The sequence below is a fragment of the Vibrio sp. Y2-5 genome, from assembly GCF_014596725.1.
Taxonomy (GTDB): domain Bacteria; phylum Pseudomonadota; class Gammaproteobacteria; order Enterobacterales; family Vibrionaceae; genus Vibrio.
On sequence record NZ_JACVEG010000003.1, the window covers coordinates 503,323 to 527,276 of the forward strand.

Here is a 23,954-nt window from a genome sequence, read left to right on the forward strand (position 1 = left end):
CACAAATTATTGTTGAGTAAGACAAACATTCAATTCGCGAACGTATCTCAGCCAAGAAAAGCCAATATTTACGAGTAAAACAATTATTTGCGCCTTATGGACAGGCATAACTTGATTACTTGGTCGGTATGGCGATAATCAACAAAGAAAAGAAGGAACTTATATGACAGATCAAGAATTTTTCACTGTACATCATGCACTCACTATTAATGTCGAGCCCCTGTCGGACGATTTCATTTTTCCTTCTTATGAGATTTTCGTTGCGGAGATTCCCGCGCCATTTGTCGTCGCCAGTGAATTCAGCCAGTTGGATCAACTCAATGATGCAGCGAAACTGGAGCTCAAAAACAGTGACTTCAAGCATGTTGTCCAGTTGCTGGATACTCAGAACTCAAAGCTGAATCTGTTATTGACCTTCATGTTATCCCAACAAGATGAACCCGAGCTGCGCCACCAAACCACTGCTTTTGGAGCAAGCCAGTTATCGTACTTAACCGATAAAGCACCAAAGGTGGGCACGAAGCTGCGTATCAAGCTATTTATAGAACATCCTGCGGCGGCAATTTATTGTTACGCCACTGTCCACAGTGTTGAAGAACTCGATGCTGAAAAAGTCGTCACTGTAAAATACGATTTGCTGCGTGACACTGACCAAGACTTGCTGATCAAAGCAGCCCTCTATCAGCAGCAAAAACTTCTGCGTCAACGCTCTTTGGATAGAGATAAAACATAAGCGTTTCCATGACTAAAAATACACTACTCTCTTTGAATTCGGCATCCGCTGCCGGAGACAAAAAGCACATAGGTAACCTAAAAGGTGCCAGTTTGGCATTGGCTATCGCTGAAATAGCGAATGGTCATTCAGGTCACACATTGCTAGCGGTGCCTGACCCTCAAACCGCACTGAAACTGCTTCATGAAATTGAGCAGTTCAGCGAGAACGAAGTCGCTCTTTTCCCTGACTGGGAAACCTTACCTTACGATAACTTCTCGCCTCATCAGGAGATTATCTCTGACCGCATCTCCAGACTGTATAAACTGCCTACGTTGAAGTCAGGTATCACCATAGTCCCCGTAAGCACACTGCTTCAACGTCAGACACCTCGAGAATTCTTACTTCAGCACACCTTGATGGTAAAACGAGGTGATCTTTTCTCGTTAGAAAAACTGAGAATACAGCTGGAAAAATCGGGTTATCGCCATGTAGACCAAGTGTTTGGCCCCGGTGAATACGCAAGTCGCGGCTCGATTCTCGATCTGTTCCCTATGGGTAGTTCAGACCCATATCGTATTGATTTCTTTGACGATGAAATTGATACCATCCGCACGTTCGATCCAGAAAACCAACGTTCAATTGAAGAAATTCAAGATATTTGCCTGCTACCAGCGCACGAATTTCCAACAACAGAAAGTGCAATCGAAGATTTTCGAATTCGCTGGCGTCAACGCTTTGAAGCGCGCCGCGAGCCTGAGTCCGTATATATGCAGGTTTCAAAAGGCACTTGGCCTGCGGGTATTGAATACTGGCAACCACTGTTTTTCGAACAAACCGAGACTCTGTTTGATTATTTGCCAGCGGACAGTCAGCTCATTTCTGTTGGGGATATAGAAAAATCCATCGACCAATTCTTAACAGACGTCGACTACCGATACGATCAGCGCAAAGTAGACCCACTACGTCCCCTGCTTCCACCAGAAGAACTGTGGCTTAAGAAAGACGAACTGTTTACACAGTTCAAGGTTCTGCCTCATACCGTGATGAGTATCGACCCTGTGGCTGAAAAAGCCGGTCGTACTAATCCTGATCTCAGCGCTCTTCCTGCGCTTGCGGTTCAGCACCAAAACAAAGAGCCGATGGCGGCACTGCGTCAGTTCAGCGAGCAGTTTACTGGCAAGATCATTTTCTCCGTCGAATCGGAAGGTCGACGTGAAGCCTTGCTTGAACTGTTGCAACAGATCAAGCTTCGCCCACACAGCAAAGACTCATTTAGTGAGGCGCTACAAAGCAGCGATAAATTTGCGCTGATTCTTGGCTCCTCAGAGCATGGTTTTATTTTTGGAACCGATAAGGTCGCACTGATCTGTGAAAGCGATTTACTCGGTGACCGCGTCATTCAACGTCGCAAAAAAGATCGTAAAACCACCAATAGCGATGCCGTCATTCGCAACCTTGCCGAACTCAAGCCGGGTCAACCAGTGGTTCATATCGACCACGGTATCGGCCGTTATGTTGGTCTGCAAACTTTGGAAGCTGGAGGTTTAACCACAGAATACGTGACACTAGAGTATTTGAATGACGCAAAACTCTATGTTCCGGTTTCATCGCTAAACTTAATTAGCCGATACTCTGGTGGCGCGGAAGAGAGTGCTCCGTTACACAAACTGGGCAGTGAATCTTGGACTAAGGCTCGTCGCAAGGCCGCCGAAAAGGTTCGTGACGTCGCAGCTGAATTGTTGGATGTCTATGCCAAACGCGAGCTCAAACCGGGCTTCAAGTTCACTCTGGATAGAGACCAATACGCGACATTCAAAGCGGGATTCCCGTTTGAGGAAACCGATGATCAGGCAATGGCAATCAACGCGGTACTGTCTGATATGTGCCAAGCCAAAGCGATGGATCGACTGGTGTGTGGTGATGTGGGCTTTGGTAAAACTGAAGTGGCCATGCGCGCAGCGTTTTTGTGTACGGATAACGATAAACAAGTTGCTGTCTTAGTTCCGACTACCCTGCTGGCACAGCAACACTTTGAAAACTTCCGTGACCGATTTGCTAACCTGCCGATTCGTGTCGAAGTGCTCTCTCGTTTCAAATCTGCCAAAGAGCAAAAACAAATTCTGCAAGACGTAGCTGAAGGCAAAGTCGACATTTTAGTCGGCACGCACAAGCTGCTTTCTAATGATATTAAGTTTGCCGATTTAGGTTTGCTGATTGTTGATGAAGAACACCGTTTCGGTGTTCGTCAGAAAGAAAAAGTGAAAGCGATGCGTGCGGATGTAGATATTCTTACTCTCACCGCAACGCCAATTCCACGCACATTGAATATGGCAATGAGTGGAATGCGTGATCTGTCGATCATTGCCACTCCACCCGCTCGTCGTTTGGCAATCAAAACCTTTGTCCGCCAAAGTGAAGACAGTGTGATTCGTGAAGCTGTTCTGCGTGAAATTATGCGTGGTGGTCAGGTGTACTTCCTGCACAACCAAGTCGAGACGATTGAAAAGGTGGCGGAAGACTTAACCAAGCTGATTCCTGAAGCACGAATTACCACTGCACACGGGCAGATGCGTGAACGTGAACTAGAACGAGTGATGAATGATTTCTATCATCAGCGCTTCAACCTGTTGGTGTGTACCACCATTATTGAAACAGGTATCGACGTTCCAACCGCCAACACCATTATTATGAATCGCGCGGATTCATTAGGTTTGGCACAGTTACACCAATTACGTGGTCGCGTAGGTCGATCACACCACCAAGCTTATGCTTACTTACTAACACCACCGCCTAAGGCAATTACCAAAGATGCGGTTAAACGTCTTGAAGCGATCGCTTCACTGGAAGACTTGGGTGCAGGCTTTACGTTAGCCACACACGACTTGGAAATTCGAGGGGCTGGTGAACTGTTGGGCGATGAGCAAAGTGGTCAGATCCAATCTATCGGTTTCACCCTTTACATGGAGATGCTGGAACAAGCTGTCGAAGCATTGAAATCGGGTAAAGAGCCATCCTTGGATGACTTGCTCCGTGAGCAAACCGAAGTGGAAATGCGTTTACCAGCGCTGTTGCCGGAAGACTATATCCCTGATATCAATACGCGCTTGTCGATGTATAAACAAATTGCCAGCGTCCATGATGAAAGCGAGCTTGCTGAACTGAAAGTAGAATTGATTGACCGCTTCGGAAAATTACCGGATGCAGCTTTGAATCTGCTTGCTCTTGCACAACTTAAGCTTGATGCAGCACAACTTAAAATTCGTAAAATTGAAGCCCATGAGAAAGGTGGCTATATCGAGTTCTATCCAAATGCTGACATTAACCCTATGTTTTTGGTTAAACTGTTGCAGTCTCAACCGAAAAAATTTGCGATGGATGGTCCAACCAAATTTAAGTATGCGTTACCATTAGTCGACAGAAGAGAACGAATTCAGTTTGTTGCAGACATGCTGGGAGAATTCCAGCAAAATCTACTTCCAACAGCGTAAAGGCCTCACCTAATTCAGGAGTGAAGCCTTAAAAATGATGTAAGGTGCAAAGCACCGAATGACGGAGTCATAATGAAAAAACTGATCCCATTACTGCTTTTACTGGTTTCGATGCCAAGCTTGGCTCAGAGACAGTTTGATATTGAAGTCATCATCTTCAAAAGAGCAGTAGATGCAGAAAAAATCAGCGAATCTTGGCCAGACAACCTGCCTGAAATTAATATGGCTAGAGCTGGCAGCTTTTCTGATGCTTCTTATCGTCAGTCGAAAGGCGTTAAGATGCTCGCCTATTCAGATTATCAACTTAACGACCAAGTCCAAGAGTTGAAAAAGCACGCTGGCTTTGACGTCTTGCTACATACTGCATGGCGTCAGGGTGACGAAGGAAGAAGTTCTGCACCTGTATTCCATATTCAGGCAGGTAAAGATTATTCTCGTCAATACCGTCCTGATGGCAGCGCCATTAATAACACAACCACACAAACATCGATTGATGGTGTAACAGAACAAAGCATTGCTAAACCCTTCTATGAGCTTGACGGTACATTGCAGATTTACGTTCAGCATTATCTCTACGCTGAAGTAATGATGAACTTGAAAGAACCAAGTGTTCGCGAAGTTCTGATGCAAGACGAACCTCTGGAATTGACTCCAGCAGATGAACAAGCCGACGGCACGGTTCAGGCAGGTAACTTAGCGCCAGTTTCGCCGACAAGAAAAGTAGAAAGCTTCTTGAAAAGCTATCGCATCGACCAGAAAAGACGTATGCGTAGCAGCGAAACACATTACCTAGATCACCCTTTGATGGGCATGATTATTCAAGTGCGAAAAGTCGCAGAGCAGTAAAAAATTAAGCGCCCGTGGGCGCTTTTTTGTATTCATAAACCAGTGCAAGAATTGAGATGACACATGGTGCCAGACTTTCAGATTGTGACTCAGCGGCTACAACTAAGGTTGCTAAAACTAGAAGAAGCGGAAGCTCTATCCGATTGCATTCGCCACTCTCCTTCTCTCCATCAATGGGTTGACTGGTGTCATGATCAGTTTTCAGCGAAAGATGCCGAGCAGTTCATCTTAGCTAACCGTTTAAATTGGGTTAAGGCTGATGCTTATGGCTTTGGAGTGTTCGAGAAGAAGCAGCAGACATTAATCGGAATGGTTGCGATCAACGAATTCTATCGCGTATTTAATATGGCGAGTTTAGGCTATTGGATTGCCGATAAACATCAGCACAAGGGTTATGCAAAAGAAGCGGTTGAGGCAATAATTGAATTCTGTTTTAGTCAGCTAAAACTCACCAGAATAGAAATTGTGTGTGACCCCGAAAACTTACCGAGTCAAAAGCTGGCATTAACGTGTGGTGCATTGAAAGAGCATATAGCCCGCAACCGATTCATGTTTAATGATCAACCCAAAGACGGGATTGTATTTTCTTTAATCCCCGACTGAATATGGGTTAAGTAAACGGATAGCACCAATAACCAAATTACCAGACATAAAAAATCCCACTATCTAGTGGGATTTTTCATATTGAATCAAAACCGATTAGTGCAGTTTTAAGTTTGGACGCAATACTCGGTTAATACGGCCCACCAACATCATCAAACCAGTTTTGAAAATGCCGTGTAGCGCCATCTGATGCATACGGTACAGTGAAATGTACACAACGCGTGCGATACGGCCTTCAACCATCATAGAGCCTTTGGTTAAGTTACCCATTAAACTACCCACGGTAGAAAAACGGCTTAGCGAAACCAGAGAACCATGGTCTTTGTAGACATAGGGTTTAAGTTCACGACCATTAATCATTGCCACAATGTTCTTAAACGCTTGTGATGCCATTTGGTGGGCAGCTTGAGCACGAGGTGGTACAAACGAACCGTCAGCCTGTGTACATTGCGCAAGGTCACCAATAGCGAAGATGTTGTCGTCACGAGTGGTTTGCAACGTGCCTTTCACCACTAGTTGGTTAATACGGTTAGTCTCAAGACCTGCAATATCTTTCATGAAATCTGGCGCTTTAATACCCGCCGCCCAAACCATGATTTGCGCCGTGATTTTTTCGCCATCTTTGGTTGTTAAACCGTCTTTTTCTGCCTGCGTAACCATAGTTGCTGTACGTACGTTAACGCCAAGCTTAGTCAGCTCACTGTGCGCCGCAGACGAGATACGAGGAGGCAATGCAGGAAGAATACGTTCACCCGCTTCAATCAGGTTTACATTCAGTTTGCTTGAATCGAGATCACCGAACCCGTAGGTACGAAGTTCTTTAACCGCATTGTGCAGTTCTGCTGACAGCTCAACACCCGTCGCACCAGCGCCAACAATCGCGATATCCACAGTACCGTGACCATTTTTCGCATGCAGCTTCAAAAACTCATTATTCATTTCCGTGCGGAAACGATGAGCTTGCTCTGGGCTATCAAGGAAAATACAGTTCTCGCGAACTCCTGGAGTGTTGAAATCGTTTGAGGTTGAACCGATCGCCATGACCAGAATGTCATATTCCAGCTCACGTTTTGGCATCAACAATTCACCGTGATCGTCACATAATTCGCTTAGTACGATTTTTTTGCTGTCACGGTCAATAGATTCAAGACTTCCTAACTGGAAATCAAAGCTGTGGTTTTTCGCGTGTGCACGATAGCTCAACGCATCAACCCCTTCATCTAGGGAGCCCGTCGCGACTTCATGCAATAACGGTTTCCAAAGGTGACTGGATTTTCTGTCTACCAGAGTGATATCTGCTCGTTTTTTTCGGCCCAAGGTACGTCCAAGCTTAGTTGCAAGCTCAAGACCACCAGCGCCACCACCAACTACAATAATGCGTGTCACAACAACATTCCTCAAAAATAATGAAAAATCAAAGATCAGCATGACAAGTTCACACTGAAGAAATTCTTAAGTTCGTACTAAGCTCAACGATTTGAGGCTAATTATTAATGTTAAGTGTTTGGGACAGAAATGGATTTACATCTCAATTCTAGGCAAGTTTTATGTCTTGCTCTTTATCGTTTTTTTGATATACATCAAATTTATTTTGAGGGTCACATTATATATCGCAGAATCCTTCACGCAACCTTATATTCACTCAAACTGTAGGGAATTAAACCATCTGTTACACAATAAAAAACGGCCAACTGTGCGGCCGTTATTCATATTGAAATTAATCAAATCAAGCCATTTTAAAGGCTTTTATTGCTTGAAGATGCTGGGAGATTTTCTTGAACTTATGAGACTGAGTTTCATCCCAAATGATGTCGTAATAATCTTCTAATGCTTTCGCCGTGAGTTGATTATCAAGCATCTCATCGTTACGTGACAGTATCACCAAGCAGCGCCCTTTGTTCTTCACCCGATACTGTTCAACACATTTGGTCGCAATGTCCTCGTATTCTTCAGGACGATCAATTTTACCCGTCATGTTACTTTCAGGGTTGAGATTCGGGTTAAAGATCACCTGCTTGATACCGCACAAGAAGCCAATACGTTCAGACCAATACCCCCCTAAACCTACCCCACAAATAATCGGGTTGGGATCATTAGAATGCTCAATCACTTTATGGACTTCTTTCAGAAGATGCTGCATATCGTGTTTAGGATGTAACGTGCTGTAGCTGATAAAGCGAACATCGTCATCGATGAATTGCAATTGCAGAACTTTTTCGTGGTTCCCTGGACTGGTTGAGTCGAAACCGTGCAAATAAATAATCATAATACTCCCCCGCTCCTTGAGGCTTTAATCTACCACGAACGCTAAGGTTTTAAAGTAAATCGTACGAAAACTAATGAGACATAAACAACAAACAGTGATCCTAACTACAAAATGTTTCTTTAATTTTAAGCGCCTGATGATAATAGTGCTCATCGCCCCACAACTGAAAAGCAAGCAGATACCAAAGCATTGCCATCACAGTTGCTCTTGGCAGCCATGCTTTAGCGCCTTCAATCCAAACATCAATATCGACTATTTCTCTCAGTTGACAGTAACGAGCAATCGCTTCTGATGAGTTTTCACCCGCGACATCAATACTCAAAGCGAGATCCAGCCTTGGGTCGGCGATTGAAGCATACTCCCAGTCAATAACCTTAATGCCATCTTCTGTTTTCACCATGTTATAGCCTGCCAAATCAAAATGGCACAAAGCGTAGCCTACGTCAGGTAAACTTGGCGGATTTCTCCAATCACGATACAGCTTCTCAAATTCAGGCGTTTTAAAACGATCGTTAATTTGAAACCAATAATGATCAATTCGCGCTAAAAATGAGAAAGGAACAACAGGAATTTTGGTCGTATCAATAGAGTGGATTCTTGATTGTATTTTGAGTAACGAGTCGAACTTTACCCCGTTGTGAAGTGATTGCCCCTCCACCCATTCAACTAACAGCCCTTGATCACTAATGAATACTGGTGCTGGGCCAATGTGTGTCGATTCAATCGCCTTAAGAATCTGGTATTCCTGAAAACGAGAAATAGAAAAGGCTTTGGTGATAGGGGTATTAGGTCGCCAGACATAGGCTTTGCCTTTCTGGCAAACCACTTTCCAGCAACGATTGGTTAAACCGCCCGTCAGGGTTTGTGCATATTCGGGCGGAAAAGAAAAAAAGTGAGCAACAGACTGTAAAGTCGGGTCTAACTGACACGCTTCTAGCCAAGACATCCTAGCCATTGCTCACCTCATTCAATTTTCCACACTAGATGGGATTAAAGACCAAGTAAACTTTTCGACTCTTGCTTACGAATTTCAGTTTCATCTGCCCATTCAATCAGGCCTGTTTGCAGATCCATTAAGCGCATTGTCATTTTATAGTAAACATCTTTATCGCTGCCCGCATTCTTCACAATGCTGGCTAGGTTTCCGTACAGCATGTACTGAGCACCCACCATTTTACCGAACTGAATCGCGGAGCTTTGGTTTACAAGCTCATCATTGTTCTGGAACTTAAGTTGCTCACGAACTGACTCTACACGGTCCATATCGACAAATCGGAACTTTCCTGAATTCAGCATTTTAGTGCTGATAGTGTCAGTAATCGATTCAGTATCAATATGCTCGCTAGTTTTATTCTTAATGCGTTCGACAAAAACGATTGGACGAGAATCACGGGTAATCGCCGCAACAGAGCCGGACATCATCATGCTGTCGACCATCTCTCCAGCGATTCTTTGCAGATCCGTTGAACCGAAATCAACAGTCACCGTTTCTACTGCTTGCGCATCACCATAACTGACTTTGTTTGAACATCCACCAAGAATCACAGCTAATCCAAGCAACGCAATAACACTCTTTTTCATTTGGCTTCCTCTAAAATTGCCTAGTCGTCAGATTCACGGATCTGAACGCGAAATTGTTTCCCATTTGGATTTACCGACACTTCTGAGATAGAGATACTTTCCATGCCACGAACGATCGCTTGCTTCCAAGGCGCAAGACGAGTGTTCACTTCCAAACCGTTATCGTCATACCAGTAGAATCGGTACTGAATATGTTGATCGCCGTTATAGTTGCTGACTAAACGAACCACGCCTCGAGCATGTCCATCGACTTCTATTGTCGATATATCATCAATAACAAGTCGATTGCCTAGTACGTTATCAGCAAATAATACTCTTTGCGATTCACCTTCAACACTGAGTCCTGCTGTGTTTTTACTACAGCCCACTATCGCTAACGTCGACAGTAAAGCTACAAGCCATTTTTTCATCACAATTTCCCTAGTTGCTTGTGCCACATAGTTGCATTCGACCCTTGTTGGGACACCCAAACAAGAGTGGTTCCTTTATCAGGAACATTGAATTGGTATGTCTTACCAGCGGCATTCAAAGTCTGCTCGCCTGATGGTACGATTTCAGTGGCACCGTTAACTGACGCTGGTAATGTAATCCAGCTGCGTGTATCTGGTTGTTCTGTCAATGTATTCCATACATTTAACACCAAATTACCGACATCATTGCCATTAGTGGTTTCTTTACGCAACTGTTCTTTGGCCACCACACGTAAAGCTTGTCGAATTGCAATGGTTGGCATCTTTTCCGACAAATTCCGCTGTGCCATTAAATCTACGTTAGTTAATGCAGAAGAAGCCACTTCTTTCCCATTCAACTGCATATGAAACTTCTGCTGCACTACGCTGTTGTTATAGTACGGTAAAGCTAAAGAATACAGCGCACTATTCCCTCTGCTGTCATAAAGAGGTAAAGATAATCGCCAGCTTTCCATCGCCTTTACAACACCTTGCTCATCTAAAATAATAACTCGCCCTTGACCTTCTTGCAGAGTTTGTGCCGAACCGTACTGCTTTTCCAATAAAGTTAAGTCTTCTTTCATACCAAGGCGTTTAGCAACTCGCAAAGTTCCATCGATCACAGCTTTATTATCCGGGGTAACGGCTAATGCTCGTCTGTAATCGACGTAAGCGCTGTTAAGATCATTTGAAGCTTCGTAAAGAAGTGCAGAAAGATAGAGTAGATAACCATTTTGCACAGCCTGCAATGTTTTGCCTGCATCAGGATATCGGGAAAGAACGCTGCCCAAATTGGCACTGACTCCGTTTTCACGTAGCTCACTTTGAGCACGTTCAAGTTCAGCTTCACGATTCGCGCGAGCTTGCTCTTGAACTTGGTTCGCTCGGCGCATCTCAACTAAAGCACCATCGAGATCATTAGCTTTCACGTAGTTAAGCCCAAGGTAGAGATGCAGAAAACCTAACTCATAATCCGCAGGCTGGTAATCATTTAGGTTGTCGTTGACAGCGAGCGAACCCACACTGGTCGCGGTGTCTGAAACGGAAATGACCGCCTTGCTTTGCTGCTGTTTAATAGCTTGGTCTGAAAGTTCAAGAGTTGCTTTACTTTCGGCATACTGCTGATTCAAAAAATAGACGCGACCTTTCTCCAGATTGTCGAGAATATCGCCCGCAACATAATCTTCAAATAAATCGGTAGCTTCAGAGTATTGCCCCTGCTTGACCGTTTGATATAGGTCTTGATTCTGGGCGCTATAATGACTGAACAGATTACCTGCCGTCATATTGGCACACGCGCTTAACAGCAAACAGGCTATGGAAACCGTAATGTGTCGCTTTTTGGCCTTCACCACACACTCCGCAAAAATTAGGATGGAAACAATAATGCCCCGTCGTGGAACAGGGCATTATTCATACTTAACTCATCAATAGCGGACCTAGCGGGCGGCCACCAACAAGGTGCATGTGAATGTGGTAAACCTCTTGTCCGCCATGAGAGTTACAGTTTACAAGTAGACGGTAGCCATCTTCTGCAATCCCTTCTTCCTTCGCCAATTTTTTCGCAACGGTAAACATACGTCCAAGTGCAAGTTCATCACTTTCTTCCACGTCATTCACAGTAGGAATCAATTTATTTGGAATGATTAAAATGTGGCTTGGAGCGCGAGGATTGATGTCTCGAAATGCGGTAACTAAATCATCCTGATAGAGGATATCTGCTGAGATCTCTTTGCGAATAATTTTACTGAAAATGGTTTCCTCAGCCATAAAGTGCTCCGTAGTAGGCATTTTGTATAAATCATGATGCATTTGAGTATGCGTCAAGGTGCTTCAAACCTCAATACAAAACATTATCCAGTTAACAGAATTCAATTTTTGCGACCGCCAAATTACAATTTTGTAACTTTCCTCTAAAAACTGACGACTAATCATTCATAGAATGGCGCTTGCTTGTTTAGTCGTCGAGCCATTTGCCATAGAGCAATTTTTTATTTTTTTATTTTTGAGAATGTATTTATTTGGGGGTAGAAGTATGCAAGGTTCCGTAATAAGACGGATGTATGCTGGTTTTGCATTAATTATCGTCATGTTCGCTGTAACAGTTGCCATCATGATGAGTGGAATGAATCAAATTCATTCTAATTTTGAAAGTGTATCGAAAACAGCTCTACCGCTCGTTTCTTTATCTAACCAAACTAGCGTTCAATTGTTGTCTGCAGACAAATCCTTCAAAGACTTTCTGACCACTCAGAATCTTGAGCGTATGGATGATATACGCAACTCATTTGTTGACGCTCAGAACAAGTTCAGCGAAACGCTAAATCAATTGCAAGGTGCTAGTGTTTCTCACCCTGATCTCATTGAGCGTGTAGATGCATTGAAGCAATTAGAAAATCGCTATTTCGCCGAAGCAGATAAGGCGATGAACAACTATCAGGCGATGTTTGATGCTCAGGCCAAGGTTCAGAAATCAACCCGTGAGTTCCAACGCTTACAGGCTGAATTAAGCGCTGGAATGAAAGAAGCCGTTGATGGTGAAAACAATATTTCAGTGAAAGTCATGGCGAAAAGCTACTTCATCAAACTACGTGATGCTGAAGTCATTACATCAGATGCATTAGCAAGCAGCGATGTGGCTTTTGTTGAAAAGGCAGTGGCTTTGAACAAGAAAGCCGTTACCCACCTCAACTACGCATATCGCGGTCTGGTCACTCAGCTTCCGGGTCTAAAAAGTGCTTTTGACGAGAAAGTTAAGCAGTTTACTCAAGACATAGGTCAAAAAGGCGGCGTACTAGATCAACATAACGAATACCTTAAAGCGCGTGCAGCACTCTATGAAAACATTGGTAACCTAGCGGCAGAAATCGATAACGCGATGACCATTTTGGATTCATTTAACGAAACGGCGACCAACGACCTAAACGGCTCACTCGTTGAAGCGGGTGATGTTTATCAGCAAGGCCTCTACAAAGCCGTGGGCATTGGTATCGCGGTGCTGGTTATTGCTATCGCGATTGGCTACCACTTGGCACAAAGTGTTCGTGAGCCTTTAAAACGCATACTAACCACACTAGAAAGCTTAACTGATGGTGATATGACTCAGCGCATCGATATTCGTTACAACAACGAATTCAGTCGAGTGAGCGGCCATATCAATACCCTAGCTGATAGCCTGCATGACATTCTGAAAAAACTAAACCAAGCTTCGGATGCCCTAACCTCAACCTCAAATAACAACCAAACAACGTCGCAAGGTGCACAGTCTCAGCTAAACAGCCAACGTGAACAAACAGCGAGCGTTGCTACAGCTATGACAGAGATGGCGCACTCAGTAGGAGAAGTTGCGAGCAGCGCTCAAAGTTCTCTGCAAATGGTACAGCAAGTTGAAACAGCTTCTGAATCTGGTCGTGTCATTATGAGTCAAAATATCTCGACTATTAACCAACTGGAAGCACGTTTGAATGAGTCTGTGGAAGCAACCAACGATCTGCGCCGAATGAGCAGCCAAATTGGTAGCATATTGGATGTGATTCGTAACATCGCTGAGCAAACCAACCTGCTTGCACTAAACGCCGCGATTGAAGCTGCACGAGCTGGTGAACAAGGTCGTGGTTTTGCGGTGGTTGCTGATGAGGTACGCGTTCTAGCACAACGTACAACTGAATCAACCGCTGAAATCGAAAATATGATTAGTAATCTTCAATCAAGCTCAACTTCTGCAAGTAAAGTGATTGAAAGTTGTATGAAAGATATGGAGCAGTCTGTTGAGCAGGCTTCAAATGCCAACAGCGCAATGGAAGAAATACAGGCACTCATTATAGAAATCAGCCAAATGAGTACTCATATTTCTCAAGCGGCTGCTGAACAAAACGAAACAACTGCGAGCATTGCCCGTAGCATCGAAGACATCAACTTAATCTCAGATGAGAGCTACCGAGCGATGGTAGAAATTGCCGATAACAGCACCAACTTGACTCAACTTGCATCACAACAAAGTGCGTTAGTGCACAGATTTAAACTGTGACCTCGCTGTGTACTTTACGCTCTAGATTGTAATCATTAAGTAAAAACTACCATAAGGGTGACCTTTTCTATAAGGTCACCCTTGTTTTTTCAGCCTAGCACCGTTATATGATAGCTATGGCTTGCGCAAACCTTTCATACTTAACTCTTTTTGCAAGCCAAACATGAGGAAAAACTATGGCTGTTCATGTTGGCATTATTGACCAAGACCCCGTTCGTCTGGTTACTCCACTTTTAGATAACAGAACTGCAAGTCGTCATATTGTTTTCGTCGGGGATAGATCGCAAGAAGCAATGTATCTTCGCTTAAACAAAGTACTAAGCCAGCGCGATATCACCTCTGAGTTTTTCGAAATTCCGGCAGGATCGAATGTTGCAGAGATAAAGAAAGCGATCAATGTTCTCGCTGACGACTTAAAGCAACGCAACCTGCCAATAAAACTCAATGCAAGTTGCGGTCTCAGACACAGACTTCTTTGTGTTTACGAAGTGTTCCGTACCTATCACTGGCCAATTTTTGTTGTGGAACCTAACAGTGACTGCTTATGTTGGCTTTACCCTGACGGCAATGCGGATACTCAGGTACAAGATCACATCACTATCTCTGATTACCTAACCATATTTGGAGCTCGAGGCGAGTTCAGTGAACACAACATTACACCTCAGTTGGATGAAAAACTTTATAACTTGGGTGAACGTTGGGCTGGTAACGCTTTGGAACTTGGTCCTGGCTTAGCAACGCTGAACTACTTAGCAACAACGTGTCGTAAAGAGCAACGATTAGATGTCGAGCTATCTGAAAAGCAACAAGGTTACCGAGAACTGAATATGTTGCTTAATGATTTGGTAGAAACAGAGATTGCAACCTATGAAAATGGCGTACTTACTTTTGCAAACGAAGATGCCCGCAGATTTTCGAATGGCGAATGGTTAGAAACACTTGTGCACAGTACGGTGAAACAAATTCAAGACAACTTACCGACCATTCAGGATCGTTCCCTCAACGTTCAGGTTTACCGACAACTGGGTGAAAAAGAAGTACGTAACGAATTGGATATCGCAACGGTTGTTAACAATAAGCTCTATATCATCGAATGCAAAACCAAAGGTATGCGTGATGATGGTGATGACACCTTGTATAAGCTGGAGTCGTTAAGAGACTTGCTTGGTGGGTTACAAGCACGAGCGATGTTAGTGAGTTTCAGACCTCTGCGCCACAACGATATCACTCGCGCAGAAGATCTTGGACTCGCGTTAATTGGTCCTGACGAATTAAAGGACCTCAAAACGCATCTAACGGCTTGGTTTAAGCAAGCTGGCGGTAGAGAAAACATCTAGAAATTTAACGATTAAAAAAGCCCGCTTTCCAGCGGGCTTTTTATTAGGAATCGTCTTCAGTGAAGTTCGATGGCAAGGTATCTTTCATCTTGTTCCAAATCTGAGCACTATCGATACCATAGTGACGAATCACATTCGGTAAGTGCTCTCGATCACCTGAACGACAAATCGTCAATAGTTCACGATAAAACGCCAAAGAACGTTCGCGAGCTTCTGGGTTAGAAAAATAGTAGCTCCCCACTCGGTCGTAGAGTTTTCTAACACCGTTAAAGATTAATCCGTAGATTTGGTTGCCAGAATGGAACGCTAAACGCTGAAACAACATATAGTCGTAATAGTTAAAAGTCTTAGCAATCAATACTGATTGACGCTTTTCTTCGTCTTTTTCACCGTCATCTTTGACATGCTGCTGCAACTTCTCTGCAAATGGCGAATTGGCCATAAATGCATCCCAAGATTCAGAAGCAAGAAGTGATTCACACGATTCAATGACATTCGTAATCGTACGTTCTGAATTCTCTTTATTTATCTTAAATGCATAACGCATAAAGATAGGACTAATATTTGTACGAGCCGCTAGCAAGTCTTCAACAATACTGGTTGCATTGTCTGCATCTAACGTCATTAGCGTATCTAAAATATGCAAACCAGATGTTTCCATGAACTGGTTTACTTTCGTTGGTTTACCATGCTGAATCGTCAGCCAACCATCACGCGCCAAACGCTGAAGGACTTCGCGCAACGTTGTTCGAGTAACTCCTATGAGTTCAGAGAGTTCACGTTCTGCAGGAAGAATGGAGCCAGGTGGGAAACGACCGTTCCAAATGCTTTCGATGATGTATTTTTCTGCGAAACCTGCTGGGCTTTTTGCCTTAATAACCATTAAGTACTGATCCAGTTTTCTATTTATAAGATTCAAATGTGACTCATCATACCACTAGTTATCACCAAGCGGAAACAAAGCAACCCTAAACTTGTCACAAAGCTAACTAATGGAAAAGGAATTAACCAATGACTCGATTCTGAACTCAATAAAATCACTTAAAATATGTATCAAAATATTTCTATTGGTAACTTTTGATGCATAAAAACCACATAAAAAAAGAGAGATTAATCACAATAATAATTGAGCAAAAAGCAAAATAAACTTACCTAAATAGAGTAATTTACGTGAGCTTTGTAGTATTTACGCACATTTATTAATCCTATAGGCTTGAAAATAATTTTTTAATTAGCTTCAGGTTATAAATGAAGCCACAATATCACGCTAAAAAATAAATATTCCTAGCTTCAACACCTTCAAAACGAATGTTGACTAAATAAGTTATGAAGGTAGAGTTGCGGTCGAAGTCTAGAGTGCTTGTTTTGATCAGGGAGTGACTTGGCAAGGTTCTAAATGGGCAATTTTTCTTTATTGCCTCTCTAAGTCACTGTTGAAAGACTTTGATTCCAGACCTATTAGGGTTCAAATCAAAGCTGGCACATATCCTTGTTAATTTTTTATAACAGTGAGAGTAATTACCATGCCGATGTCCCTTGGAAACGCTTTTATCAAGAATTTCCTAGGAAAAGCACCTGATTGGTACAAAGTTGCCATAATTGCCTTTCTTATTATTAACCCCATCGTTTTCTTTTTCATCAATCCGTTTATTGCTGGCTGGCTACTTGTCATTGAGTTTATTTTCACTTTGGCAATGGCACTTAAATGCTACCCGCTTCAACCTGGCGGTTTATTGGCAATAGAAGCCATTGCGATTGGAATGACGAGCCCAGCCCAGGTAAAACATGAATTAGTTGCCAACATAGAAGTGCTACTTCTACTGGTATTTATGGTTGCAGGTATCTACTTCATGAAGAATCTGCTGCTGTTTATCTTCACCAAAATACTACTTGGTATCCGTTCTAAAGTTGCCCTTTCCGTTGCGTTTTGTGTCACCGCTGCATTTTTGTCTGCTTTCTTGGATGCACTGACCGTTATCGCCGTGATTATCAGTGTCGCTGTCGGCTTCTACTCTATTTACCATAAGGTTGCTTCAGGGCAGTCCTTCAATTCATCACATGACCACACTCATGATGAACACATTTCTGAACTGACACGAGATGACTTAGAGAATTACCGTGGCTTTTTACGTTCACTATTGATGCACGCTGGTGTGGGTACCGCTTTAGGTGGTGTAATGACCATGGTTGGTGAGCCTCAGAACCTTATCATCGCCGATCAAGCTGGCTGGTTCTTTGGTGAATTCTTAATTCGCATGTCTCCTGTCACCGTGCCGGTATTTTTCTGCGGTATTTTGACCTGTGTATTAGTTGAGAAATTCAAAGTGTTCGGCTATGGCAGCGATCTGCCAGTCAACGTTCGTCAAATCCTTATCGATTTCGATACAGAAGAACGCAAAACTCGTACTAATCAAGATATCGCCAAACTTTGGGTACAAAGTATTATCGCAGTTTGGTTAATTGTCGGATTAGCGCTTCACCTAGCAGCTGTTGGTCTTATTGGACTTTCCGTAATTATCCTCGCAACCGCATTTACGGGTGTTATCGAAGAACATTCGATGGGCAAGGCGTTTGAAGAAGCATTGCCGTTCACTGCCCTACTCGCCGTATTCTTCTCCGTTGTTGCGGTAATCATTGACCAACATCTGTTCAAGCCAATCATCGATGCCGTACTTCATATTGAAGACAGCGGTACACAGTTAGCTTTGTTCTATGTAGCCAACGGTTTGCTATCAATGGTTTCGGACAACGTGTTTGTCGGTACTGTGTATATTAACGAAGTTAAAGAAGCCATGGTTCAAGGGATTATTACCCGTGATCAATTTGATTTGCTTGCTGTGGCCATTAACACGGGTACTAACCTGCCATCTGTTGCTACGCCAAACGGTCAAGCTGCATTTCTGTTCTTGTTGACTTCGGCACTGGCTCCGTTAATTCGTCTTTCTTACGGTCGAATGGTAGTTATGGCGCTGCCATATACTTTGGTACTTACATTGGTAGGCCTAGCTGGCATCATCTTCCTAGCCGAGCCAATGACACATATGTTCTACGATTTTGGCTGGCTTTCTCATCATTCGGTGTCTGCAGTTGGCAGCTTGGCTCCAGAAAGTCACTAAAATTTGTATTGAATAGGAAACTATTTCAAGATAAAAAGCTCTGATAACTCAGAGCTTTTTCATATAAACGGTAAGGATAAACTGTGAATTTCTTTTCTAAATTGCACACTTTTTCAAAAAACCGAATCTCATGGATGTTGTTGTTGGGATTTGTGTTGTTTTTTGAAGCGTGTGCGCTTTTCTTCCAACATGTGCTGGTGCTAGCGCCATGCGTTATGTGTATTTATGAACGCGTTGCGATGTTGGGAATAGCTGGAGCGGCAATTGTGGGATTAATTGCACCGAAGAACCCACTGTTTCGTTGGTTAGGATTAGCGGGTTGGGGATATAGCGCTTACCATGGCCTAATGCTATCTCTTCAGCACGTTCAATATCAGTTTCACCCTTCTCCTTTTGCTACATGTGATGTGTTTGTCAAATTCCCGAGCTGGGCACCACTAAACCAATGGTTCCCTTGGATATTCGAAGCCTATGGGGATTGTAGTAAGATCGTTTGGCAATTCTTTGACTTATCAATGCCTCAATGGCTAGTCATTATTTTTGCCGCTAATCTCTTAGTCCTTGCTGTTATTGTTATCTCTCAGTTTTTTAAAGAGAAGAGACGTTTCTTCAGCTAACAGAACTGTTAACAAAAGATCATTAAAAAGGCGCCGATTGGCGCCTTTTTCGATACTGATAACTGGTTTATTGTTAATCCCTGATGGGGGCAGGAGAAAGAACTTCACGGTTACCATTGTGCCCTGGAGCACTTACGATACCTTGCGCTTCGAGCTGTTCAACAATACGAGCTGCTCGGTTATAACCAATTTTAAAGCGACGTTGAACACCTGAAACAGAACCTCGACGCGTTTCTACAACGTGTTCAACTACCTGATCAAACAGAGGGTCAACCTCTTCATCACTTTCCATTCTTTCACCTGGCAGCATCATCTCTGGGCTTTGATCGCCACTGATAATGTCACTGATGTAATTTGGTTTACCGCGTGCTTTCCAGTTATTCACAACAGCATGCACATCATCATCGGATGCGAATGCACCATGCACGCGGATTGTATGACTGGAACCCGGAGGAAGATAAAGCATATCACCCATGCCAAGCAACGATTCCGCACCACCTTGATCTAAGATGGTTCGAGAGTCAGTCTTAGTCGATACCGTAAACGCCACACGAGTTGGAATGTTCGCTTTGATTAAACCTGTAATAACATCAACTGACGGACGTTGAGTTGCCAATATCAGGTGAATACCTGCGGCACGCGCTTTCTGAGCAAGACGAGCAATCAGCTCTTCGACTTTCTTACCCACCACCATCATTAAGTCAGCGAATTCATCCACGACCACAACAATGTAAGGTAACTTCTCTAGCAATGGAGCTTCCGCATCCATACTGTCACCTTCTTTCCACAATGGGTCGTGAATCGGGTGACCAGCTTCAGCGGCCATCTTCAACTTGTCATTAAAGCCTTTGATGTTTCGTACACCTAATACAGACATAAGCTTGTATCGACGTTCCATCTCGCCAACACACCAACGCAATGCATTTGATGCGTCTTTCATATCTGTCACTACTTCAGACAGCAAATGCGGTATGCCTTCATAAATAGACAGCTCCAACATTTTCGGGTCAATCATAATGAAACGCACATCTTCCGGTGTCGATTTATACAGCATACTCAGAATCATGACGTTCACGCCGACCGATTTACCCGAACCTGTAGTACCAGCCACAAGAACATGCGGCATTTTGGCAAGATCGGCTACCACAGCTTCACCGGCGATATCCTGCCCTAACACGATGGTAGTCGGGGATTTAGACTCTTTGAACTGAGGGCTGCTAATAACATCGGACAAATACACGGTTTGGCGACTCATATTCGGCAATTCCAGACCGACATATGGTTTACCCGGTATAACTTCAACCACACGTACTGCCATAGCAGACAGAGAACGTGCTAAATCCATCGACAAGCCCGAAATTCGGCTAACCTTAACACCCGGAGCCAAATCCAGTTCAAAACGCGTGATAACTGGCCCAGGGAAGATATCGACCACTTCCGCTTGTATCTTATAATCGGCCAGTTTTGCTTCTACTAAACGAGCGATCTCTTCCAAAGCTGCTCGGTCGATGAAGTTTTCACGTTTTTCTGGGTGATAAAGCAGTTCCAGGGTCGGCATTGGCTCAGTTGGTTTTGGCAAGTTCACGTCTTTTTGCATCAAAAATGGGTTTTGTTGCCCTGCCATATTCGCCTGAGCTTCAGACACTAAACTTTGGAAAGCCGTGAGATCTTGGTCTTCTTCTGTCTCGCCACTGTCTTCATCTTCATAATCATCATTTTCGTATTCAGACTGTGCCGACTGAGGTTGCCATTCTTCCTCGTCATCATCGAGAACATCAAAGTTAGAAATGGTTGGCTCAATGTGAGAGTCATCTTCGAACTCTACAGTATTCACAACATTTTCAAGTTGGCGAGCATCGACTGGTGGTTCGTCAGAAATATCAATTTGGTCAATGGCATTCTCTTGTTCCAGCTCGGAGCTAGAAGGGACTTCATCTTGAGCAAAGTCATCCGATTCACGGGCAACCATATCGAGTTGTTCGATTGTTGCTGAGAGCTGCTTGCTACGAGGCGGAATTTCATCATCCTCGTCATAATCATAGTTCGGCGCTGGTGTAAGTGGCGCTGAAAACGATTCATCCGCTTCAGCTTTAGAGCTGATAACCGGCTCTTCTTTCGGCATATGAATATTAAAACGGCGTGCTGTTGGCTGAGACTCGTTTTCTGTCTCTAGAGGAATAGCCGAAATGCTTTCAACAGAATCAAGTGTTTCATCTGTTTGTTCTAACGCTTTGGTATGAATTGGTTCTACGAGCGATGGAGGTGTCAGTTGAGGCTCAATGATTTCGTCTTTTTCACCACGCATGCGATTAAGTACCCAATGCAGACCCGCAATACTTAAATCGCCTAGCCCCTCAACAATACTCAACCATGAAATGCCTGTTAATAGCGTAAAACCTGCGCCCCAGAAAAACAGCAAAGCCAGTGTCGTACCCAGCACATTTAACGTAGGCAAAGCTAGGCTGGTAAGAACGTCACCGACAACACCACCAGACGAAAAGTACCAGATGTCGTCAAAATTAATATCCGCCAACCCACAACTGGTTAGCAAAAGGACGACTAGCCCAAGCAAGCGTGTCCCCCAAAGCATTAAATCAATGCTTTCATCTTCGCGGCGTTTACGAAACACCACCCACGCAACCGCAGTTAGAATAATAGGTAAAGGATAAGCAAGTGAACCGAAGACAAAAAACAACGTGTCAGCGACCCAAGCGCCAACAATTCCGCCACCGTTTTGAATATCAGAACCCCATGCAGTTTGAGACCATGAGGGATCGGCAGGACTAAATGTAAATAGTGCTACTGCTAATAAAATAGAAGCCAGAACAGCCAGTATTAGCCCGCACTCTTTAAGTCTTTGAATACCATCCAAACGTCCAGAATCAATTTCTTCACTCGTTTTGATAATAGTTTCGACTTTATTTTTGTTCTCTTTGAACATAAACCAACTTGAATATGATTATTACGGCCAACGTGAGTAACACTATACTCATATTGGATAGGTGAAAACAGTCCGAGCGGCAAAAGCCGCTCGGTTTGTTCGAAGATTTAACCATATCAAGGTCAAAAACCCAATTATCTAAAGTCAGAATGCGGAAAGAAATACCACTATTCTGAACTTCAGCACGATTAACGGGTTTTAATAACTAACTGATTGGTTTGTTTAACTTCTTCCATTACTACGTAGGTACGAGTGTCGTTTACACCAGGTAAACGCAACAAGGTATCCCCAAGTAATTTACGGTAAGCACCCATGTCTGATACACGAGTTTTCAACAAATAGTCGAAATCACCTGAAACTAAATGACATTCTTGAATATCATCCAGTTTTTGTACTGCAGTATTAAACTGTTCAAACACGTCTGGCGCACCACGGTTTAGAGTAATTTCTACAAAAACCAATAGTGATGCATCAAGGTATTGAGGGTTTAATAACGCGGTATAGCCAGTAATGTATCCCTGACGTTCTAAGCGACGTACACGCTCCAAGCACGGCGTTGGAGATAGACCTACTCGTTTAGATAATTCAACGTTCGAGATACGACCGTCTTTCTGCAACTCATTCAAGATGTTGCGGTCGATACGATCAAGATCCTTGGACGGCCTTTTATAGTTGTCTGCCATTTTTATATTCCACCTTAATTACTTCCTTGCAAAAAATATACTACAACTTTTTAATATGCAGTTTCAAATCTTAAACAATAGCGCATATACTAGCAATAAACTCGTCATAAAACTCAAGACACAGTCAATACAACCAAGTAAGACTAAGGAGTTAGGATGATCATTGGTGTACCTAAAGAAATCAAAAACCACGAATACCGTGTTGGTATGATCCCATCAAGTGTGAGAGAGCTTGTCTCTCACGGCCACCAAGTTCTGATAGAAACAAATGCCGGAAATGGCATTGGTATTTCCGACAACGATTACATCGCGTCGGGCGCATCCATTCTTCCTACCGCTGCCGACATATTTGCGAAAGCAGAGATGATTGTAAAGGTTAAAGAACCTCAAGCTGTAGAACGAGCATTGCTCAAAGAAGGGCAAATATTATTTACTTATTTACACCTAGCTCCAGATTTTCCACAAACTGAAGAGCTAATCAAGAGCAAAGCTGTCTGTATAGCATATGAGACTGTAACAGATAATATGGGTCGCTTACCACTATTAGCACCAATGTCTGAGGTCGCTGGCAGAATGTCTATTCAAGCGGGTGCACAGGCTTTAGAGAAATCACGTGGTGGATGTGGTTTATTACTCAGCGGTGTACCGGGGGTCGCTCCCGCGAAAATCGTCATTCTAGGCGGTGGTGTAGTCGGCGCAAACGCCGCTCGAATGGCTGTTGGCCTTAGAGCTGACGTTACTATCATTGATAAAAATATCGATACGTTACGCAAGCTTGATGAAGAATTTCAGGGCAGCGCGAAAGTCTTATTCTCGACCAAAGATACGGTAGAGCAAAATGTTCTAACTGCTGACCTAGTGATAGGTGCGGTTTTAATTCCCGGTGCAGCAGCGCCAAAGCTGGTGACTAAACAACACATTAGCCAGATGAAAGCAGGCTCAGCCATCGTCGACGTTGCGATTGACCAAGGTGGTTGCTTCGAAACGTCCCATGCCACTACACACGCAGAGCCGACATACATCGTCGATGATGTGGTTCACTACTGCGTAGCAAACATGCCGGGAGCAGTCGCCAGAACGTCTACCTATGCTCTCAACAATGCCACGCTCCCTTATATTCTCAAACTGGCGAACAAAGGGTATCAAAGAGCATTACTTGAAGATTCGGGATTGCTTAATGGGCTAAACGTTATCCACGGTAAAGTGACTTGTAAAGCCGTCGCTGATGCCTTCCAGCTTGACTACGTAGATCCTAGACAAGCAATAGAAATGTTTAATTAAACCC

The 23,954-nt window shown here is 43.6% G+C and carries 19 protein-coding genes; 9 read left to right on the forward strand and 10 right to left on the reverse strand.

Features of this window, described 5'->3' with window-relative positions; genetic code table 11:
• Positions 1 to 163 precede the first annotated feature (163 nt).
• From HUO09_RS11735 to HUO09_RS11750, 4 genes are all read left to right on the forward strand, one after another.
• On the forward strand, positions 164 to 733 hold the full coding sequence (locus HUO09_RS11735; RefSeq protein ID WP_167411077.1) for a PilZ domain-containing protein: 570 nt from the start codon (positions 164 to 166) through the stop codon (positions 731 to 733).
• 8 nt (positions 734 to 741) lie between these two features.
• Complete coding sequence (gene mfd, locus HUO09_RS11740) at positions 742 to 4,203, forward strand: transcription-repair coupling factor (protein WP_188234089.1); 3,462 nt, start codon at positions 742 to 744, stop codon at positions 4,201 to 4,203.
• Between the two features lie 72 nt (positions 4,204 to 4,275).
• Positions 4,276 to 5,049 (forward strand): peptidoglycan binding protein CsiV, encoded by a 774-nt coding sequence (locus HUO09_RS11745; protein WP_188234090.1) that lies wholly within the window; start codon positions 4,276 to 4,278, stop codon positions 5,047 to 5,049.
• 63 nt (positions 5,050 to 5,112) lie between these two features.
• Positions 5,113 to 5,652 (forward strand): GNAT family N-acetyltransferase, encoded by a 540-nt coding sequence (locus tag HUO09_RS11750; RefSeq protein WP_167413311.1) that lies wholly within the window; start codon positions 5,113 to 5,115, stop codon positions 5,650 to 5,652.
• Between the two features lie 96 nt (positions 5,653 to 5,748).
• Here HUO09_RS11750 and HUO09_RS11755 read toward each other — a convergent pair whose 3' ends face one another.
• From HUO09_RS11755 to hinT, 7 genes are all read right to left on the reverse strand, one after another.
• On the reverse strand, positions 5,749 to 7,038 hold the full coding sequence (locus tag HUO09_RS11755; RefSeq protein ID WP_167413312.1) for an NAD(P)/FAD-dependent oxidoreductase: 1,290 nt from the start codon (positions 7,036 to 7,038) through the stop codon (positions 5,749 to 5,751).
• 340 nt (positions 7,039 to 7,378) lie between these two features.
• Positions 7,379 to 7,918: an alpha/beta hydrolase YcfP gene (gene ycfP / locus HUO09_RS11760; protein ID WP_167413313.1), complete on the reverse strand. Its 540-nt coding sequence runs from the start codon at positions 7,916 to 7,918 to the stop codon at positions 7,379 to 7,381.
• A gap of 100 nt (positions 7,919 to 8,018) precedes the next feature.
• Positions 8,019 to 8,873 carry a phosphotransferase gene (locus tag HUO09_RS11765; RefSeq protein WP_188234091.1) on the reverse strand — a complete coding sequence of 285 codons (855 nt, stop codon included), beginning with the start codon at positions 8,871 to 8,873 and terminating at the stop codon, positions 8,019 to 8,021.
• 35 nt (positions 8,874 to 8,908) lie between these two features.
• Positions 8,909 to 9,499 (reverse strand): penicillin-binding protein activator LpoB, encoded by a 591-nt coding sequence (gene lpoB / locus HUO09_RS11770; protein WP_167413315.1) that lies wholly within the window; start codon positions 9,497 to 9,499, stop codon positions 8,909 to 8,911.
• A gap of 20 nt (positions 9,500 to 9,519) precedes the next feature.
• Entirely contained in the window at positions 9,520 to 9,909 is a 390-nt protein-coding gene (locus HUO09_RS11775; protein WP_102968138.1) for a YcfL family protein, read from the reverse strand.
• On the reverse strand, positions 9,909 to 11,324 hold the full coding sequence (locus tag HUO09_RS11780) for a COG3014 family protein (RefSeq protein WP_373563695.1): 1,416 nt from the start codon (positions 11,322 to 11,324) through the stop codon (positions 9,909 to 9,911). The genes HUO09_RS11775 and HUO09_RS11780 overlap by 1 nt, the downstream gene beginning before the upstream one ends.
• Positions 11,325 to 11,367: 43 nt before the next feature.
• Positions 11,368 to 11,718 (reverse strand): purine nucleoside phosphoramidase, encoded by a 351-nt coding sequence (gene hinT / locus HUO09_RS11785; RefSeq protein ID WP_042486751.1) that lies wholly within the window; start codon positions 11,716 to 11,718, stop codon positions 11,368 to 11,370.
• A gap of 265 nt (positions 11,719 to 11,983) precedes the next feature.
• Here hinT and HUO09_RS11790 point away from each other — a divergent pair, with 265 nt between their 5' ends.
• Both HUO09_RS11790 and HUO09_RS11795 read left to right on the forward strand, forming a co-directional pair.
• Positions 11,984 to 13,975, forward strand: coding sequence for a methyl-accepting chemotaxis protein (locus HUO09_RS11790; protein WP_167413317.1), 1,992 nt, complete (start codon positions 11,984 to 11,986; stop codon positions 13,973 to 13,975).
• A gap of 176 nt (positions 13,976 to 14,151) precedes the next feature.
• Complete coding sequence (locus HUO09_RS11795) at positions 14,152 to 15,312, forward strand: DUF1887 family protein (protein WP_167413318.1); 1,161 nt, start codon at positions 14,152 to 14,154, stop codon at positions 15,310 to 15,312.
• Between the two features lie 43 nt (positions 15,313 to 15,355).
• Here HUO09_RS11795 and fadR read toward each other — a convergent pair whose 3' ends face one another.
• Entirely contained in the window at positions 15,356 to 16,195 is an 840-nt protein-coding gene (fadR, locus tag HUO09_RS11800; protein WP_167413322.1) for a fatty acid metabolism transcriptional regulator FadR, read from the reverse strand.
• Between the two features lie 640 nt (positions 16,196 to 16,835).
• Between fadR and nhaB the strand changes: the two genes are divergently transcribed.
• Entirely contained in the window at positions 16,836 to 18,428 is a 1,593-nt protein-coding gene (gene nhaB / locus HUO09_RS11805; protein ID WP_167413319.1) for a Na(+)/H(+) antiporter NhaB, read from the forward strand.
• Between the two features lie 83 nt (positions 18,429 to 18,511).
• Positions 18,512 to 19,045 (forward strand): disulfide bond formation protein DsbB, encoded by a 534-nt coding sequence (gene dsbB, locus HUO09_RS11810; RefSeq protein WP_188234093.1) that lies wholly within the window; start codon positions 18,512 to 18,514, stop codon positions 19,043 to 19,045.
• A gap of 73 nt (positions 19,046 to 19,118) precedes the next feature.
• Here the strand turns inward: dsbB and HUO09_RS11815 are convergent, their stop codons facing one another.
• Both HUO09_RS11815 and lrp read right to left on the reverse strand, forming a co-directional pair.
• On the reverse strand, positions 19,119 to 21,986 hold the full coding sequence (locus HUO09_RS11815) for a DNA translocase FtsK 4TM domain-containing protein (protein ID WP_188234094.1): 2,868 nt from the start codon (positions 21,984 to 21,986) through the stop codon (positions 19,119 to 19,121).
• A 188-nt stretch (positions 21,987 to 22,174) separates the two neighbouring features.
• On the reverse strand, positions 22,175 to 22,669 hold the full coding sequence (gene lrp / locus HUO09_RS11820; protein ID WP_004726475.1) for a leucine-responsive transcriptional regulator Lrp: 495 nt from the start codon (positions 22,667 to 22,669) through the stop codon (positions 22,175 to 22,177).
• 156 nt (positions 22,670 to 22,825) lie between these two features.
• On the opposite strand from lrp, the gene ald reads away from it, so the two are divergent.
• Entirely contained in the window at positions 22,826 to 23,950 is a 1,125-nt protein-coding gene (ald, locus tag HUO09_RS11825; protein ID WP_188234095.1) for an alanine dehydrogenase, read from the forward strand.
• Positions 23,951 to 23,954 lie beyond the last annotated feature (4 nt).

What these genes read in the sequence shown, in the direction of transcription:
- HUO09_RS11765 (WP_188234091.1), bottom strand. Translation starts at nt 8,873, where the DNA reads ATGGCTAGGATGTCTTGGCTAGAAGCGTGTCAGTTAGACCCGACTTTA.
- HUO09_RS11790 (WP_167413317.1), top strand. Translation starts at nt 11,984, where the DNA reads ATGCAAGGTTCCGTAATAAGACGGATGTATGCTGGTTTTGCATTAATT.
- hinT (WP_042486751.1), bottom strand. Translation starts at nt 11,718, where the DNA reads ATGGCTGAGGAAACCATTTTCAGTAAAATTATTCGCAAAGAGATCTCA.
- HUO09_RS11745 (WP_188234090.1), top strand. Translation starts at nt 4,276, where the DNA reads ATGAAAAAACTGATCCCATTACTGCTTTTACTGGTTTCGATGCCAAGC.
- nhaB (WP_167413319.1), top strand. Translation starts at nt 16,836, where the DNA reads ATGCCGATGTCCCTTGGAAACGCTTTTATCAAGAATTTCCTAGGAAAA.
- lrp (WP_004726475.1), bottom strand. Translation starts at nt 22,669, where the DNA reads ATGGCAGACAACTATAAAAGGCCGTCCAAGGATCTTGATCGTATCGAC.
- ald (WP_188234095.1), top strand. Translation starts at nt 22,826, where the DNA reads ATGATCATTGGTGTACCTAAAGAAATCAAAAACCACGAATACCGTGTT.
- HUO09_RS11775 (WP_102968138.1), bottom strand. Translation starts at nt 9,909, where the DNA reads ATGAAAAAATGGCTTGTAGCTTTACTGTCGACGTTAGCGATAGTGGGC.
- HUO09_RS11795 (WP_167413318.1), top strand. Translation starts at nt 14,152, where the DNA reads ATGGCTGTTCATGTTGGCATTATTGACCAAGACCCCGTTCGTCTGGTT.
- lpoB (WP_167413315.1), bottom strand. Translation starts at nt 9,499, where the DNA reads ATGAAAAAGAGTGTTATTGCGTTGCTTGGATTAGCTGTGATTCTTGGT.
- HUO09_RS11750 (WP_167413311.1), top strand. Translation starts at nt 5,113, where the DNA reads ATGGTGCCAGACTTTCAGATTGTGACTCAGCGGCTACAACTAAGGTTG.
- fadR (WP_167413322.1), bottom strand. Translation starts at nt 16,195, where the DNA reads ATGGTTATTAAGGCAAAAAGCCCAGCAGGTTTCGCAGAAAAATACATC.
- HUO09_RS11735 (WP_167411077.1), top strand. Translation starts at nt 164, where the DNA reads ATGACAGATCAAGAATTTTTCACTGTACATCATGCACTCACTATTAAT.
- mfd (WP_188234089.1), top strand. Translation starts at nt 742, where the DNA reads ATGACTAAAAATACACTACTCTCTTTGAATTCGGCATCCGCTGCCGGA.
- ycfP (WP_167413313.1), bottom strand. Translation starts at nt 7,918, where the DNA reads ATGATTATTTATTTGCACGGTTTCGACTCAACCAGTCCAGGGAACCAC.
- HUO09_RS11815 (WP_188234094.1), bottom strand. Translation starts at nt 21,986, where the DNA reads ATGTTCAAAGAGAACAAAAATAAAGTCGAAACTATTATCAAAACGAGT.